This window comes from Catellatospora sp. NPDC049133 (assembly GCF_040648455.1).
Classification (GTDB): Bacteria; Actinomycetota; Actinomycetes; order Mycobacteriales; family Micromonosporaceae; genus Catellatospora; species Catellatospora aurea.
The window spans coordinates 57,677-72,866 of sequence record NZ_JBEZDT010000031.1 but is presented as its reverse complement, the minus strand read 5'-3'; the positions used below and the strand labels follow the sequence as shown (position 1 = coordinate 72,866).

Annotated in this window: 12 protein-coding genes; 6 read left to right on the top strand and 6 right to left on the bottom strand. The window is 74.4% G+C overall.

The features are described 5' to 3' along the window. Nucleotides 1-56 precede the first annotated feature (56 nt). Nucleotides 57-665, top strand: coding sequence for a GNAT family N-acetyltransferase (locus AB0B35_RS30400; protein WP_361051723.1), 609 nt, complete (start codon nucleotides 57-59; stop codon nucleotides 663-665). Between the two features lie 82 nt (nucleotides 666-747). Next, complete coding sequence (locus AB0B35_RS30395) at nucleotides 748-1,926, top strand: macrolide family glycosyltransferase (protein WP_361051720.1); 1,179 nt, start codon at nucleotides 748-750, stop codon at nucleotides 1,924-1,926. Nucleotides 1,927-2,039: 113 nt separating this feature from the next. On the opposite strand, the gene AB0B35_RS30390 is transcribed toward AB0B35_RS30395, so the two are convergent. Further along, the gene (locus AB0B35_RS30390; RefSeq protein WP_361051717.1) at nucleotides 2,040-3,590 is read right to left on the bottom strand and encodes an AMP-binding protein; all 1,551 of its coding nucleotides are present in this window, start codon (nucleotides 3,588-3,590) and stop codon (nucleotides 2,040-2,042) included. A 183-nt stretch (nucleotides 3,591-3,773) separates the two neighbouring features. Next, nucleotides 3,774-5,477, bottom strand: coding sequence for a hypothetical protein (locus tag AB0B35_RS30385; protein WP_361051714.1), 1,704 nt, complete (start codon nucleotides 5,475-5,477; stop codon nucleotides 3,774-3,776). A gap of 23 nt (nucleotides 5,478-5,500) precedes the next feature. On the opposite strand from AB0B35_RS30385, the gene AB0B35_RS30380 reads away from it, so the two are divergent. Next, on the top strand, nucleotides 5,501-6,838 hold the full coding sequence (locus AB0B35_RS30380; protein WP_361051711.1) for a hypothetical protein: 1,338 nt from the start codon (nucleotides 5,501-5,503) through the stop codon (nucleotides 6,836-6,838). On the opposite strand, the gene AB0B35_RS30375 is transcribed toward AB0B35_RS30380, so the two are convergent. Next, nucleotides 6,813-8,036 (bottom strand): hypothetical protein, encoded by a 1,224-nt coding sequence (locus AB0B35_RS30375; protein WP_361051708.1) that lies wholly within the window; start codon nucleotides 8,034-8,036, stop codon nucleotides 6,813-6,815. The genes AB0B35_RS30380 and AB0B35_RS30375 overlap by 26 nt on opposite strands. A 204-nt stretch (nucleotides 8,037-8,240) precedes the next feature. On the opposite strand from AB0B35_RS30375, the gene AB0B35_RS30370 reads away from it, so the two are divergent. Then, nucleotides 8,241-8,996, top strand: a complete 756-nt coding sequence (locus AB0B35_RS30370; protein WP_361051705.1) for a carbohydrate-binding protein — start codon at nucleotides 8,241-8,243, stop codon at nucleotides 8,994-8,996. Nucleotide 8,997: 1 nt separating this feature from the next. Here the strand turns inward: AB0B35_RS30370 and AB0B35_RS30365 are convergent, their stop codons facing one another. Beyond that, the gene (locus AB0B35_RS30365) at nucleotides 8,998-9,969 is read right to left on the bottom strand and encodes a quinone oxidoreductase (protein WP_361051702.1); all 972 of its coding nucleotides are present in this window, start codon (nucleotides 9,967-9,969) and stop codon (nucleotides 8,998-9,000) included. 94 nt (nucleotides 9,970-10,063) lie between these two features. On the opposite strand from AB0B35_RS30365, the gene AB0B35_RS30360 reads away from it, so the two are divergent. Beyond that, complete coding sequence (locus AB0B35_RS30360) at nucleotides 10,064-10,339, top strand: DUF1876 domain-containing protein (protein ID WP_360533363.1); 276 nt, start codon at nucleotides 10,064-10,066, stop codon at nucleotides 10,337-10,339. Between the two features lie 86 nt (nucleotides 10,340-10,425). Here AB0B35_RS30360 and AB0B35_RS30355 read toward each other — a convergent pair whose 3' ends face one another. Continuing rightward, nucleotides 10,426-12,561 (bottom strand): DEAD/DEAH box helicase, encoded by a 2,136-nt coding sequence (locus AB0B35_RS30355; protein ID WP_361051699.1) that lies wholly within the window; start codon nucleotides 12,559-12,561, stop codon nucleotides 10,426-10,428. Nucleotides 12,562-12,649: 88 nt separating this feature from the next. Between AB0B35_RS30355 and AB0B35_RS30350 the strand changes: the two genes are divergently transcribed. Beyond that, entirely contained in the window at nucleotides 12,650-13,609 is a 960-nt protein-coding gene (locus AB0B35_RS30350; RefSeq protein ID WP_361051696.1) for a TIGR03557 family F420-dependent LLM class oxidoreductase, read from the top strand. Nucleotides 13,610-13,711: 102 nt separating this feature from the next. Here AB0B35_RS30350 and AB0B35_RS30345 read toward each other — a convergent pair whose 3' ends face one another. Continuing rightward, nucleotides 13,712-15,085, bottom strand: a complete 1,374-nt coding sequence (locus AB0B35_RS30345) for an FAD-dependent oxidoreductase (RefSeq protein WP_361051693.1) — start codon at nucleotides 15,083-15,085, stop codon at nucleotides 13,712-13,714. Between the last annotated feature and the right edge of the window lie 105 nt (nucleotides 15,086-15,190).

The window sequence follows — 15,190 nt, the reverse complement described above, 5'->3', positions numbered from 1 at the left end:
GGCGGGCCGATCGGCGGGCACAGCGGTGGGAGCGCTTCCATAGTAGTGTCCCGCGCATGACGATCATCCGTCCGTACCGGCCGAGCGACCGCGACGCGGTGTCCGACATCTGCATCCGCACCGCCCACCACGGCGGCGACGCCCGGCCGCACTACCGGGACCCGGGCATCCTCCCGGAGATCTTCGCCCTGCCCTACGCGCACCTGGAGCCCCGGTTCGCCTTCGTGCTGGCCGACGCCGACGACCGCGCCGTCGGGTACGTGCTGGCCACCGGCGACACCGTGTCGTTCGTGGAACGCTTCCGGCGCGAGTGGCTGCCGCGGGTCGCCGACCGCCATCCCCCGCTGGACGGCACGGAGCCCCGCGACGGCGACGAGGTCATGCGGCACCTGCTGCACCGGCCCGAGCGCATGATCGTGCCCGCGCTCGCGGCCTACCCGGCGCACCTGCACATCGACCTGCTGCCCGAGCACCAGCGGCAGGGCCACGGGCGGGCGCTGATGGGCCGGCTCGTGCTGGCGCTGCAGGAGGCCGGCGTGCCCGCCGTGCACCTGGGCATGGTCACCGAGAACACGGCGGCGCGCGCCTTCTACGACCGGATCGGCATGCACGTGATCGACGTGCCCGACCCGGGACCGCTCACCTACCTCGGCCGCAAGCTCTGATCGACGTCCATCGACCGTTACGCCACAGTAGATGGTCCGATGGTGGCTTGAGCGGGGCCGCCGCCGCCCCGACGCTGTGCGGATGGGTCGACACATCGCTTTCGTCAACGCGCCCACGGTCGGCGAGGTCTATCCGACCTTGCCGATCGTGGCGGAGCTGGTCCGGCGCGGTCACCGGGTCGGCTACGCCACCGTGGCGGCCCGCGCCGAGGCGGTGGCGGCCACGGGGGCGCTGGTGGTGCCGTACACCTCTGGCCTGCCCGCCGAAAGCGACCGCGACCTGCGGCGGCCCGAGCGCGCCGACTACATCACGACCGTGCGGGAGGGTTTCCTCGGCGAGGCCCGCGCCACCCTGCCGCAGCTCGCGCCGTACTTCCGGGACGACCGCCCCGACCTGATGGTGTTCGGCATGCAGAGCCTCGCCGGGCGGCTCATCGCCGTCCGCGACGGCCTGCCCGCGGTGCAGTTCCAGAGCTTCCAGGCCGCCAACGAGCACTGGTCCATCGCCCGGCACCTGGGGCTGACCGTCACGCCCCGGCCCGGCCTGCCCGAACACCAGGTGCAGCTCGACACGTTCGTCGCCGAGCAGGGCATCGACCCGGACGCGGTGCGGGCCTTCCAGCCGGTGGCGCAACTGCTGCTCTACCCCCGGTTCATGCAGTTCCGGGCGGAGACGTTCGGCGAGCGCCACCACTTCACCGGGCCGTGCACCGGTCCGCGGCCGTTCCAGGCGCGCTGGACGCCGCCCGATCCCGACCGGCCGGTCGTGCTGATCTCGCTGGGCACCGTCTACAACCGCCTGCCCGGTTTCTACCGCACCTGCGTCGCGGCGTTCGGTGACACCCGGTGGCAGGTCGTGCTGGCGGTGGGTGAGCGCACCGATCCCGCCGAACTCGGCCCGGTGCCCGGCAACGTGACCGTGGCGGCGAGCGTTCCGCAGCTCGACGTGCTGGCGCACGCGGCCGTGTTCGTCACGCACGCGGGCATGGGCGGCATCCTGGAGGCGATCCGCGCCGGGGTGCCCATGCTGACCGTCCCGCAGACCCCCGAGCAGGAGGTCAACGCGTTACGCGTGGCCGAGCTGGGAATCGGCCGACCGCTGGACCCGGCCGAGCCGACCGCCGCCGCGCTGCGCACCGCCGTCGAAACCCTGACCACCGACCAGGATGTACGCGACGCGCTCACGCGCCTCCAAGCCGACCTGGGCACCTACGGCGGCGCGCCGCTGGCCGCCGACGTCATCGAGTCCGCCCTCCCCTGACCCGGCCCGCTTGCCTCGGCGGCGCGGCGCGGCGCGGCGCGGCGGCCGGGGAGAGGGTAGAGGTTGGGAAGGGCACCTTCCTCTACGGAAAACGATAAGAAGGTGCCCTTGCTTCAGCCGGTGGCGCCGGCGACGCGGCGGGCGCGGAGGGCCTTCTTGTCGACCTTGCCGACGTCGGTGAGGGGGAGGTCGCGGATGAACTCGACGGCGTAGGGGGCCCAGAGTTCGTTGAGTTCGGTGACGGCCCATTCGCGCAGCTCGGCGGCGGTTATCCCGGCGTCGGGGGCGGGCACGACGAAGGCGTAGACCGCCTCGCCCATGCTCTGGTGCGGCACGCCGATCACCGCGGCGGCGCGCACCTGCGGGTGGCGCAGCAGGGCGTCCTCGACCGTGCGGGAGTACACGTTTGTCGAGGTCGCACCGGTGACGATCATGTCCTTGAGCCGGTCGACCAGGAACAGGTAGCCGTCGGCGTCGACGCGGCCCAGGTCGCCGGTGCGCAGCCAGCCGTCCACGATGGTGCGGCTGGTGAGTTCGGCCTGGCCCCAGTAGCCGGAGGTCATCAGCGCGGCGGACACCCACACCTCGCCGATCTCCCCAGGCCCGACGACCGTGCCGTTGCCGTCCCGGATCTCGACCCGCACCCCGGGATAAGGCCGCCCGCACGAGCCGAGCCGTTCCGGAAACGCCGGGTCGTGTTCGAGGTTCGGGTACGCGGCGATGAAGGTGGCCTCGCTCATGCCGTACACCGGGCGCAGGACCGGACCGAAGCGCGCCACGGCTTCGGCCAGGCGGGTCGGGGCGGCCGCGCTGCCCGCACAGGACAGCGTGGCCAGGCTGCTCGTGTCCGTCTTGGCCAGCCGCGGATGGTCGAGCACCTGATAGAGCATCGGCGGCGGCAGCACCGCGCTGGTGATGCGCTCCTGCTCCAGGGTGGCCAGGAAGTCCTCGGCGGTGAAGCGGTCGTGCAGCACCAGCACCCCGCCGGTGAACAGGGTGATCATCGCGGCGACCTGCTGGCTGGAGTGCCAGAACCCGGCCACCGCCAGGTGCCGCAGCGGGCGGCCGTCGGTGACCTGGTAGCTGGCCGCGACCGCCTGCACCGCCTTGAAGAAGGCGTGCCGGTGGTGCACCAGCTTCGGCCGCCCGGTGGTGCCGCCGGTCTGGAACAGCGACTGCGGCTCGCGCCCCGAGTGCGGCAGCCCGAGCTGTGCCGCGCCGGAGCGCCGCGGCGCGGCCAGGTCGATGCCCGCGCCCGCGCCGAAGCAGAACACCGTCAGGTCCCCGGCCCCCTGCGCGAGCTGCTCGCCCAGCGTGGCGTGGGTGCGCGCGTCGTAGGCGAACGCGTCGACGTCGGCCAGGGACAGGTAGTCGGCGCACAGCTGCGGGGGCGCGTTCGGGGCCAGCCACACCGACCGGCAACCCAGCAGGTGCAGGGCGAACTGCACCTGGATCGACTCGGGCGGGTTGCCGGCCAGGATGCCGACCGCCGAGGAGGACCGCACGCCGTTGTCGTACAGCGTCGCGGCCATGTCCCTGATCCCGGTGGCCAGGTCGGCGTACGTCAGCCGCCGCGCGCCGTGCACGATCGCCTCCGCCGAGCCGTATCCCTCGAAGACGGCGAGCGCCTGGGCGGCATAGTTTTCCTGGTCGCGCTGGTCCATCGCCGGGCACTCCCGTGGCTCGACCGATCACTGGGGCGCGCTGGCGACGTCGACATGGCGCTCTTCCGAACCGGCACCATAACGCCCGTTACGAGATCGCAACCATTCGTCGACAATCGAGATGCATATGTCTCCTCAGTGGACGCCGAGTGGCGGCAACTGTGCTATGGAGCGCTTTCCCGGTCAGGCCCGCTCAAGTCCGAGCTGGTCGGCCAGCTCCCGGGCCCGCTGCCGGGTACGCAGCCACGGCGCGTCCAGCGCCTCCCGGACCGTCGCCGCCGCCTCCGCCGGATCGCCGGTCAGCTCCCACAGCGCGCCCGCCGCCGCGAACCGGTCCTTGAGGTCGGCGTCGCCGTCGCGGATCTCGCGCAGCCGGGCCGCGACGTCGGGGTCGGCGTCGCCGAACACCTCGGCCGCGGCGACCGCGGCCAGCACGTCCCGGCGCGGGGCGACCGCGATCGCGGCCCGCAGCGGGGCGTCGTCGCCCCCGGCCAGCCACAGCAGGCGCAGGTAGATGACCTCGCCGTTGGCCATCGCACCGATCGCCTCGATCACCTCGGGGTTGCCGCGGCCCGCCTCGGCCAGGAACTCGGCCACCCACAGCCGCGCCGGCCAGGTCATCTGGGCCAGGTGCCGGGCGAGCATGCCGACCGTCGCCGGGTCCGCGGTGTCGCCGAGCACCCGCAGCAGCCCCACCAGCTCGCGCTGCTCCTTGGCCGTGGCCTTGGGCGAGCGATTCACATCGATCGTGGTCGCCAGGTCCACCACGCGGCCGAGCACCGCCTCCCGCAGCGACTCATCCGGCGTGGGCAGGCCGGCCAGCGCGCCGGGCAGCCGGGGCGGCGTCCAGCCCTCGCGCAGCGCGGCCTCGGCGTGCTCGCGCCAGCGCGGGTCGCCGACGCGGATCAGCGCGTCCAGCGCCGAACGGCGCATCCGGGCCCCGCGGGCCACCGCGTCGGCGAGCCAGTCGGCCTGGCGGCGGGTGAGCGTGTCGTCGGCGACCACGGCCCGGTACGCGCAGCGGCGCACCCGCTCCTCGGGGTCGTCCAGGAACGAGCAGAGCAGGGCCTGCGACTCCACCGGCAGCTCCTGCCGCGCGGCGCGGTCGGCCAGTGTCTGCGCGACGTCCCGGCGGGCCTGCGCCTGCCCGTCCCGCGCGATCGCGGCGAGCAGCTCGGCATCCCGGCGGGCGTCGCCGCCGGCGGCGTACTCGACCAGGTCGGCCAGCTTGCCGCGCCGGGTCGTCCAGCGCAGCGCGTCCGGGTCGGCGGACCAGCCCGCGGCCAGCGCCGCGCCCGCCTGCGCCGTGGGCGCGAGCCCGGCCTCCCGCATCGCCAGCACGGCCGCGACCCGGACCGTGGACGGGCGGGACGGGTCGAGGAACTCCGGCAGCCAGCCCGCGGCGGCGGCCGGATCGAGCTGGGCGGCGGCCACCAGCGGGGTGACCCGGCGGTAGTCGTCGGCGTACTCCCGCGCCCTGGTCAGCAGCACCGCGGACAGTCGCGGATCGGGGCCGCACCAGCCGAGCAGGGCCGTGGACTCCTCCACCACGCTGTGGTCGTCGAGATCGGACAGATTACGCAGTGTCACGGTGAAGGCGCGCAGTGCCTGGCGCACCGGCTCGCCGTCCGGGTGCGCGGCCAGCTCGCCGACCAGCATCAGCAGCTGGTCGGGCAGCCGCGTCTTGGGGTCCGCGGCGAACGCCAGGATCGGCGCGACCAGCTGCGCGGCCAGCGGATGCAGGCCGTCGGCGGGCAGCAGCACCTGCTCCAGCGCGTCCATGCTGTCGTAGTCGTGCGCCGCGGATCCGATGAGCCGCAACAGGTCCACTGGTTCCACACCCTGGGTCACCGGCTGATAGTAGGCCTGCGGGACGACGCTACGCATGCAAGCCCGTCTACGATCTCCCGATGCGCAGGCTGGTGCGGTCTCTCACGGTGTTGCTGGTGCTGGCGTTCACCGGTCTGGCGGTGATCGAAGTGTCGCGGCTGCACACGTCGAGCCCGCTGGCGCGCACCGACGCGGAGATCGTCGCGGACGCGCTGCCGCGCCTGGCCTTCCAGCGCGCGGCGCTCGACGGCGGCAGCGCCGTCCAGATGCAGCAGCTGTTCCCCGAGGGCTGGTTCTTCAGCTACACGCTCTACGGCCTGACCTGGCTCGACGTCGGCGCACGCAGCGCGCAGCTGAAAGACCGGGCGCTGGCCGAGGCGCGCTGGGCGCTGTCGCACGTGGACTCCGACGACGGCCGCGCGGTCTTCGACGCCTCCCTCGAACCGGCGTACGGCGTGTTCTACCAGGGCTGGGCGACCTGGCTGCGGGGCGGCGTCGTCACGCTCGCCGGGCCGGGTGCGCCGGAGCGGGACCGGCTGGCCGCCGACGCCGACGCGCTGGCCGGCGCGTTCCGGCGGCAGCTCGACGCGACCGGGTCGCCGTTTCTCACCGCGTACCCGGGGCAGGCCTGGCCCTGTGACAGCGCCGTCGGCATCGCCGCGGTGCGGCTGGCGGGCACGTTGACCGGCACCGACCGCGCGGGCCTGGTCCGCGACTGGCTGGCCGCCGCGGACACCCGCCGCGACCCCGCGACCGGGCTGCTGCCGCACACCGTGGACCCGTCGACCGGGCAGCCGACCAGCGGCGCCCGCGCCACCTCGCAGGTGATGGTGCTGCGTTTCCTGCGCGAGGTGGACCCGGCGCTCGGCGCGCGCGACTGGGCGGTCTTCCGGGCGCGCTTCGCCTCGACCGTGCCGGGCGCGCCCGGTGTGCGGGAGCATCCGCAGGGCGTGGACCTGGCCGGCGACGTCGACTCCGGGCCGCTGATCTGGGGGCTGAGCACGTCGGCGAGCGCGGTCGCGCTCGGCGACGCCGTGGTCTACGGCGACGGCGAGGCGGCGGCCGCGCTCACCGGCCTGGCCGAGGCCGCCGGGCTCGCCGTGCAGTGGGACGGCGAGCGGCGCTACCTGGGCGGCGCGCTGCCCGTCGGCGACGCGTTCCTGGCCTGGTCGCTGGCCGCGCGGCCGTGGACCGGCGGCGACGTCACCGCCGCCACCGGCCCGTCGTGGACCTGGCGCCTGCCCTGGTACGCCGGGCTGACCGCGCTGCTCGCCCCGGCCTGGCTGCTGGCGCTGGTCGCCGCCGGGATCGCGCCCTTCGGCCGGGCCCGCCGACTGGGCGCGGGGGCCCGGTCCGCCGACTCGGAACTCCCCAGCCCGGCGACGCCGCCGGTCACAGCACCCGATCCAGGGCGCTGAGGCCCGGGACGGCGACCGTGCCGAGGCGCTGCCCGGACTCGGCGTCGAACCAGGCCACCGCGTCCGGCAGGGCGGCGTACACCCGCTTGCCGTCGGGGCTCGCGCCGAGGCCGCGCACCACGCCCCCGGCGTCCCAGCTGCGCCAGACCGGCGCGCCGTCGCGGGGCAGCACGTGCACGGTGCCGCCGACCGCGACCAGGACCTGCCGGAAGGTCGCCGCGGCGTACGCGGTCCCGGTGCCCTTCGGGCCGTCGACGGTCTCCCGGATGGTCAGCTCCCGCGTGTCGACGACCGCGAACCGCCCGCCGGTCACGTCGGCGACGTAGAACTCGGAGCCCTCCGGGTTGATCGCCAGGGCGTGACCGGCTCCCGGGCCTTCGCCGAACGGCACGGGCAGGTCGACGCAGTACGCCCACTGCTCGGCCAGGTGCAGCGTGTGCACGAAGGCGTGCACGTCGCCGGGGCGGCCCGCGATCAGGTCACGGGTGTGCCGGTGGTCCGGCTGGTGCGTGTAGAGGGTGTACAGGATCTGCCGGTTCGGCGCGTACACCGCCATCCGGCCCTCGCCGCTCATCTCCTCCTCGGCCCCCGGCGGCACCGCCGTCTTCACCCGGGTCAGCAGCGCCGAACTCCGGCCGGTGGCCACCTCGACCTGGCGCACCCGGTATCGGTCCGGCGCGGTCGCGGGCAGCCAGTCCAGCACGAACAGGCCCTCGCCGCCGGCCGTGAACGCGTCGGGCACGATGTTGCCGGCCAGTTCCAGCCGCGCCACCTCGCGGGCCGCGTCCGCGACCACCAGCGGGGTGCGCGCCCGGCCCGAGGGCACGTGGGTGACCTCGCCGGTGCCGGGTGCGGCCAGCGCCACCAGCCGCCCGTCCGCCGAGGCGACCCGCGGCACCCACGCCCCGGCCAGCCGCGGCCCCGCGGTGCGCCGCCCGGTCCGGGTCTCGATCGCGGTCAGCTCGGTGTGCACGCCCGTGGGGGCGGCGGCGTACACGGTGCTGCCGTCCGGGGTGGCCAGACCCGCCCCGAGCTGCTCCATTCCGGACGGTCGCAGCACGGTGAGCCCGCCCTCGGCCCGCACCAGCACCAGGTCCGGAGCGGCCGTGGGCCCGGCCGGTGTCCGCGCACGGCACCCGGTCAGGGCGGCGGCCGCACCCACACCGAGCAGGGTCAGCATGTCACGTCTCGTCGTCATGCCCGGTCGAGTCGCCGCGCCCCGCCCCGGTTCCCGCACGGCGGCGATCGATATGGACTGGCCCGGCCGCCGCACCGGTGGCCCGGGGTGACCGTCGGCTCCGGATTTGCTGACCGAGCGGCCGGTGCGCGACCGGCACGCGCCCACTACGTTTCTCGCTCGTAACCGTGACAGGCGGCAGACGAGAGACGGCGGGCTTCGGCGGTGGAGGACGATTTCGGGTACGAGGGCCGCCGGCGGCTTCGTATTCCCATGCTGGAGCGGCTGCGCGGCCTGCCCCTGGTGGCCACCACGGTGTTCACCGCCGCGCTGATCCTGCTCATCCTCACCACCATTCACCGGCCGGCGACCTGGAACGACGCGCTGCCGTGGGACCCCGAGCCGAGCGCCGAGCCCGCCGCCGCGCCTGTCTACCCGGACGCCCCGGTGGCGAACAGCCCGGTGCCGCGTACGCCCGCCGCCCGGCCCTCGACGAGCACGTCGGCGGCGGCCTCGCCTGCCCCGTCGGCCGGGGGCACGTCGCCGTCGGCGGCCGCCTCCCCGTCACCGGTGGCCTCGCCACCGCCCGCGCCGCCGCGCACCGCGCGTTACGAGGCCGAGTCGGCGAGCCGATCCCAGGCCCGCACCGCCAACGACCACAACGGCTTCAGCGGCTCGGGTTTCGTCGACTACGACAACGTCTCCGGCGGATACCTGCAGTGGAGCGTGCCGGGCGCAGCCGGGACGGCCACGCTGCGGCTGCGGTTCGCCAACGCCGGCTGCTGCAACCGCACCATGGACATCAGCGTCAACGGCGGCACCGTGCTGCGCGAGGTCCGCTTCGACCCGATGCGCACCTGGGACGACTGGAACACGGTCACCGTGACGGTCACCCTGACCGCGGGCACGAACACCGTCCGGGCCACCGCCACCAGCCGTGAGGGCGGCCCGAACATCGACTACCTTGAGGTCGTCCAGTAGCTCACGAGATCAGCAGCAGCTTGCCCGTGGTGCGACGGGACGTCAGGTCGTCGTGCGCGCGCGCCGCCTCGGCCAGCGGGTACCGGCCGCCGACCGTCACCCGCAGGGCGCCCGAGGCGACCCAGCCCAGCACGTCGGTGGCCCGTTCCAGCAGCTCCTGGCGCGTGACCACGAAGTCGCCGAGCGTCGGCCGGGTCAGCACCGCCGAACCGGCCTGCATCAGCCGCAGCGGGTCCACCGGCGGCACCGGGCCGCTGGCCGCGCCGTACAGCGCCAGCACGCCGCGGCGGCGCAGCGAGGCGAGACTGGCGTCGAAGGTGGACGCGCCGACCCCGTCGTACACCGCGGCCACGCCTTCGCCGCCGGTCAGCGCCCGCACCTGCCCCGCCAGATCGTCGACCTGGTCGTAGCGGATCACCTCGGCCGCACCCGCGCCCCGGGCCAGCCGCTCCTTCTCATCCGTGGAGACCGTGCCGACCACCCGGCCGCCCAGGTGCGTGACCAGCTGCGTCAACAGCAGCCCCATGCCGCCTGCGGCCGCGTGCACCAGCACCGTGTCACCGGCCCGCACCGGGTGCACGTCGTGGGTCAGGAAGTGCGCGGTCATGCCCTGCAGCAGCACCGCCGCGGCGGTCTCGTCGGACACCCCGTCGGGCAGCGGCACCAGCCGGTCCACGGGCACCGCCGCGGCCTGGGCGTACGCCCCGGGCGCCAGGACCCAGCCGACCCGGTCGCCGACCGACACCGCGGTCACGTCCGGCCCCACCGCGGCCACCCGGCCCGCCGCCTCCACGCCGGGGACGAACGGCAGCGGTGTCGGGTAACGGCCCTGGCGGTGGTACACGTCGATGAAGTTGACCCCGGTCGCGGCGATCTCCACGACCGCCTGGCCCGGTCCCGCCACGGGCGGCTCCACGTCGGCGGGGGTGAGCACCTCGGCGCCGCCGTACTGCGTGATCTGAACAGCCTGCATGGTCCGAGCCTGCCTCATCGGGGCCTGATGCGGGGTCGGGGGCACACCTGCGGAGGGACAATGAGAGCAGCATCGCAGGAACGGGAGGCGCGCCATGACCACCGCAACGATGACCAAGACCTGGATGGTGGAACTGCGGTACGAGGAGGACGCGGACCTGACCAGGGCGACCGCGTCCATGCGGCTGCCGTCGGGGCGGCTGCTGACCGCCGAGGGCCAGGCCCGGCGCAATCCGATCGACCGCCCACGGCCCTCGATCGGCGAGGAGATGGCAGGAGCCCGAGCCCTCTCCGGCTTGGCGCACCGCCTCCTGGAGGCCGCCGCCGACGAGGTCGAATCGAACGTCCACGGAGGCGACCCGGCGATCTAGCGGCCGCGGTCCGCGGTTTCGGGAAAGTGGTGGAATCGGGCCGGTGATTCGTGCGGTTTCCCCGAAACTGCACGACCGTGGCGTGCCTAGGACGTGGTGGCGAGGGTGAGGGGGAGGACGCCGGGGGCGCCTGCCTGGAGGAGTTGGCGGGCTACGACGGCCATGGTCCAGCCGGAGTCGAGTTGGTCGTCGACCAGGAGGACGGGGCCGGAGAGGTCGCGGAGTCGGTCGGCCATGCCCTCGGGGACGGTGAAGGCGTCGTGCAGGGCTTTGACGCGCTGGGCACTGTTGGCCCGGGGCTGGTCGGCGGGCGGGCCGCCCGCGACGGTGCCGAGCAACTCCAGGCGGCCGACGCGGGCCACGTGTTCGGCCACGCCGGCGATCAGGCGCGGGCGGGTCCGGGAGTTGATCGCCACGACGGCGGCCGGGCGGGCGGGCCACGGGTCGGCGCCGTGTGACCAGTCCTTGAGGACCTCGACGAGCACCGCGAGCAGGTCGGCGGGCGCAGCCGTGTCGGGAGCGCCCTCGGCGAGCAGTTCTCGCAGGCGGGTGCCCCAGCCGAGGTCGGACAGGCGGCCCACGGCCCGGCCGGGCAGCGTCTGCTCGGCCGGGGGGATCTTCCCGGAGAGCGGGACGCCCGCGGCGGCGAGCCCGGTCGGCCACATCTTGCGGGGTTCGATCTGGACGCCGGGGCGGCCGAGGAAGACGTGCGCGGCCTGGAGGGCCTCGGCGGAGACGTCCTTGCCGTAGGCGGGACCGGCGCAGTTGTCGCAGCGGCCGCAGCGGCGCGCCTCGGGATCGTCGAGGGTGTGCCGGAGGAACTCCATGCGGCACCGGGTGGTGCCGGTGTAGTCGCGCATGGCGTCCTGCTCGGCCTGGCGGGCCTTGGCGATGCGCGCGTAGCGCTCGGTGTCGTACACCCAGGGCAGCCCGGTGGCCTCCCAGCCGCCGCGCACGCGCTTGACCGCGCCGTCGACGTCGAGGACCTTGAGCATCATCTCCAGCCGGTTGCGCCGCAGGTCGACCTGCACCTCCAGGGCCTGCGTCGACACGGGGCGCCCGGCGGTGTCGAGCACGTCGAGCACCCGGCGCACCTGGTCCTCCGGCGGGAAGGCCAGCGAGGCGAAGTAGCGCCAGATCGCGGCATCCTCCGGGCCGGGCAGCAGCATCACGTCCGCCCCGGCCACGGCCCGGCCCGCGCGGCCGACCTGCTGGTAGTAGGCGATCGGCGAGGACGGCGCGCCCAGGTGCACGACGAACCCGAGGTCGGGCTTGTCGAAGCCCATGCCCAGGGCGGAGGTGGCCACCAGCGCCTTGAGCTTGTTGTCGAGCAGGTCCTGCTCGGCTGAGCGGCGGTCGGCGTCCTCGGCCTGGCCGGTGTACGCGGCCACGGCGTACCCCCGGCCGGCCAGGAACTGGGCGGTCTCGTGCGCGGCGGCGACGGTCAGCGTGTAGACGATGCCGGAGCCGGGGATCTGGTCGAGGTGGTCGGCGAGCCAGGCCAGCCGGTGCGCCGGGCTGGGCAGCTCCAGCGCGGCCAGCCGCAGCGACTCCCGGTCCAGCGGTCCGCGCAGCACCAGCGGCTCGTGGTCGGCCGCCTGTCCCCCGCCGAGCTGCTCGGCGACGTCGGTGGTGACCCGCTCGTTGGCCGTCGCGGTGGTGGCCAGCACCGGCGTGCCCGCGGGCAGCTCGGCCAGCATGGTGCGCAGGCGGCGGTAGTCGGGGCGGAAGTCGTGGCCCCAGTCGGAGACGCAGTGCGCCTCGTCGACGACGAGCAGGCCGGTGGTGGCGGCCAGGCGGGGCAGCACGGTGTCGCGGAAGTCGGGGTTGTTGAGCCGCTCCGGGCTGATCAGCAGCACGTCGACCGCGCCGTCGGCGATCTCCGCGGTGATCTGGTCCCAGTCCTCCAGGTTGGCCGAGTTGATGGTGCGGGCGTGGATGCCCGCGCGGGCCGCCGCGTCGACCTGGTTGCGCATGAGCGCCAGCAGCGGGGAAACGATCACCGTCGGGCCGTGGCCGCGCTCGCGCAGCAGGGCGGTGGCGACGAAGTACACGGCGGACTTGCCCCAGCCGGTGCGTTGCACGCACAGCACCCGCCGGGCGTCGGCGACCAGCGCCTCGATCGCCCGCCACTGGTCCGGCCGCAGCTCGGCATGCTCGCCCGCGAGCCGCCGGAGCACCGTTTCGGCACGTTCGCGCAGTTGTGTCCTGTCGTCCGCCATCCCGCAGTTCTACCAGCCGGGGGTGTCATTCGGCCCGGCCGACGGCGGCGGGGGTGTCGGCCGCCGCACCCGGGGGTAATCAGAGCGAATGACCAATATCGGTTACACGCTCATGACCGAGCAGCGCGGGCCCCGGGAACTGGTCGACGACGCGGTACGCGCCGAGGCGGCCGGGTTCGGCTTCGCGGTCTGCTCCGACCACTACTACCCGTGGCTGGCCGAGCAGGGGCACGCCCCGTTCGCCTGGTCGGTGCTGGGCGCGGCCGCCCACGCCACCGAGCGCCTCCCGCTGGTCTCGTTCGTCACCTGCCCCACCATGCGCTACCACCCGACGGTGGTGGCGCAGATGGCGGCGACGGTCGGCATCATGGCGCGGGGGCGGTTCACGCTCGGCCTGGGCGCGGGCGAGAACCTCAACGAGCACGTGGTGGGGGCGTACCCGCAGGCGGTGCAGCGGCACGCGATGCTGTCCGAGGCCATGGAGATCATCCAGCCGCTGCTGGCCGGCGAGGTCGTGCACCACCTGGGCGAGTACTTCGAGGTGCCCGAGGCGCGCCTGTGGGACCTGCCGGACGAGCGGGTGCCGATCGCCGTGGCGGTGTCCGGGCCGTCGTCGATCCGGCTGGCCGCCCGCCACGACGCGGCGCTGATCGCGATCGAGCCGAAACGCGAGCTGATCGAGCAGTACGCCGACGCCGGCGGCAGCGGCCCCCGCTACGGGCAGGTGGCGATCTGCTGGGGACCGGACGCCGACGAGTGCGCCCGGATCGCCCACGACCAGTTCCGCTGGTTCGACCTGGGCTGGGCGGTCAACGCCGAGCTGCCGCACCCGCGCTCGTTCGCCGCGGCGACCACCGCGATGACCCCGCAGATGGTCGCCGCGAAGATCTCCTGCGGCCCCGACCTGGACAAGCACGTCGCCGCCGTGAAGCAGTTCGCCGACGCCGGATTCACCGACGTCGCCCTGATCCAGATCGGCGGCGACAGCCAGCGCGACTTCCTCGACTTCGCCGAGAAGCAGCTCCTCCCCGCACTGGCCGCCGTCTGATCTGCGATCGCGCGCCGACCGGGCTCATGCCTCCCGTCGGCCGCGGCCCGGCCCTTCCTGAGCAGCCTGGCGCAGCAGGCGCGTTAAGAAGGTGCCCTTCCGCTACGCGGAGCGTTGTGCAGGTGCCCTTCCTTTCGCGCCTGGGGCTTGGCGGGAGAGGCGGAGGATGCGCAGGACCATGGCGGGTTTGCGGAGGATGCCGGGTGGCATGAGCAGGTGCTGGACGGCGGTGAAGATGCGCCGGATCTCGGGGTCGGCCTGCGCGGCGAGCTGGATGCGGCGCGAGTAGCGATTGCGCAGGGCGATACCGCGTGGGCGTTCGCCCTGGGTCTGCGGGTAGGCGAAGTCGCCGCCGGCGGCGAAGCCCCAGGGGGTGGCGAGGATGTGCGCCGTCTCCTGATAGAAGTCGGTGGCCAGGGCGGCGGTGGGTGCGCTGTGCGCGTCGAGTTGCCTGCCCAGGGCCTGGGACTCCAGCGCGGCGCACGTCATGCCCTGGCCGTAGATGGGGTTGAAGCTGCAGACGGCGTCACCGAGGGCCAGGTAGCCGGCGGGGTGGGCGGGCAGGTCCTCGAAGTGGCGGCGGCGGTTGGACGGGAAGGTGAACGAGACCGCCTCGGTCACCGGCTCGCACCGTTCGATGAGGTCCGCGATGCCGGGGTGGGGCAGGCTGCGGGCGTGCGCGCCGAAGGCGTCCGGGTCGCCGGCGGCCGGGAAGTCGCCGTGCCAGCCGCCCAGCGAGATCAGCCAGCGGTCGCCCTCGATGGGCAGGGCCAGCCCGACCCGGGTCTCATGCGGCGGGGCGGGCAGCACGAACACCGCGGTGGCGTCGGGCAGGTCGGCCGGCCCGCGCCGGAACAGCCGGGTGGTGTACCCGACGCCGACCTTGACCTCGGTGACCGCCGGTGCGGCGAAGCCCAGCTCGGCGAGCCAGCGGTCGGAGCGGCTGCCCCGGCCCGAGCAGTCGACCACCAGCGCGCACGGCAGCGTCTCGCTGTCGTCGAGCACCACGCCGGTGACGACGCCGTCGGCGCCCGCCAGCCCGACGACCGCGATCCCGGCGCGGAACTCGACGTTCGGCAGCGCCGCCACCCGGCCGCGTACGGCGTGCTCCAGCAGCGGGCGGCTGAACGAGAGCAGGTCGATGCCGGTCGGCGACTTAGGCCAGACGCTGCCGTACCGGTAGAAGATCATCTGGGTGCCCGGCTCGAACGGGGTCGCCCCCGCCGCGACCAGCTCGTCGACCAGCCCGTCGAACAGCTCGCCGAGCGCCCGCTGACCGGCTGCCAGCAGCACCGCCCCGTGGTTGCCCTGCGGCACGCCGCGCCGCGGCGACGCGTCCGGTGGCAGGTGGTCCCGGTCCAGCACGACCACGCGGGCGTATCGGTCGGCCAGCACCCGGGCGGCGCACAGCCCGGCGATACCGGCTCCGATCACGACGGCGGTGGACGCGGGCACGGGCGGGACGATCTCGGTCATCCGTCCATCTTCGACGGGGTCACCCAAGATCGCCGACCCGGGCCCGGTCCACGCCGCCGATGTGACTAATTCCCGCCAGCCCTAACGATCAACGGGGATCGATAC

Coding starts and splice junctions, on each gene's coding strand:
- AB0B35_RS30390 (WP_361051717.1), bottom strand. CDS start 3,590: ATGGACCAGCGCGACCAGGAAAACTATGCCGCCCAGGCGCTCGCCGTC.
- AB0B35_RS30375 (WP_361051708.1), bottom strand. CDS start 8,036: ATGACGACGAGACGTGACATGCTGACCCTGCTCGGTGTGGGTGCGGCC.
- AB0B35_RS30345 (WP_361051693.1), bottom strand. CDS start 15,085: ATGACCGAGATCGTCCCGCCCGTGCCCGCGTCCACCGCCGTCGTGATC.
- AB0B35_RS30365 (WP_361051702.1), bottom strand. CDS start 9,969: ATGCAGGCTGTTCAGATCACGCAGTACGGCGGCGCCGAGGTGCTCACC.
- AB0B35_RS30360 (WP_360533363.1), top strand. CDS start 10,064: ATGACCACCGCAACGATGACCAAGACCTGGATGGTGGAACTGCGGTAC.
- AB0B35_RS30385 (WP_361051714.1), bottom strand. CDS start 5,477: ATGCGTAGCGTCGTCCCGCAGGCCTACTATCAGCCGGTGACCCAGGGT.
- AB0B35_RS30350 (WP_361051696.1), top strand. CDS start 12,650: ATGACCAATATCGGTTACACGCTCATGACCGAGCAGCGCGGGCCCCGG.
- AB0B35_RS30380 (WP_361051711.1), top strand. CDS start 5,501: ATGCGCAGGCTGGTGCGGTCTCTCACGGTGTTGCTGGTGCTGGCGTTC.
- AB0B35_RS30400 (WP_361051723.1), top strand. CDS start 57: ATGACGATCATCCGTCCGTACCGGCCGAGCGACCGCGACGCGGTGTCC.
- AB0B35_RS30355 (WP_361051699.1), bottom strand. CDS start 12,561: ATGGCGGACGACAGGACACAACTGCGCGAACGTGCCGAAACGGTGCTC.
- AB0B35_RS30395 (WP_361051720.1), top strand. CDS start 748: ATGGGTCGACACATCGCTTTCGTCAACGCGCCCACGGTCGGCGAGGTC.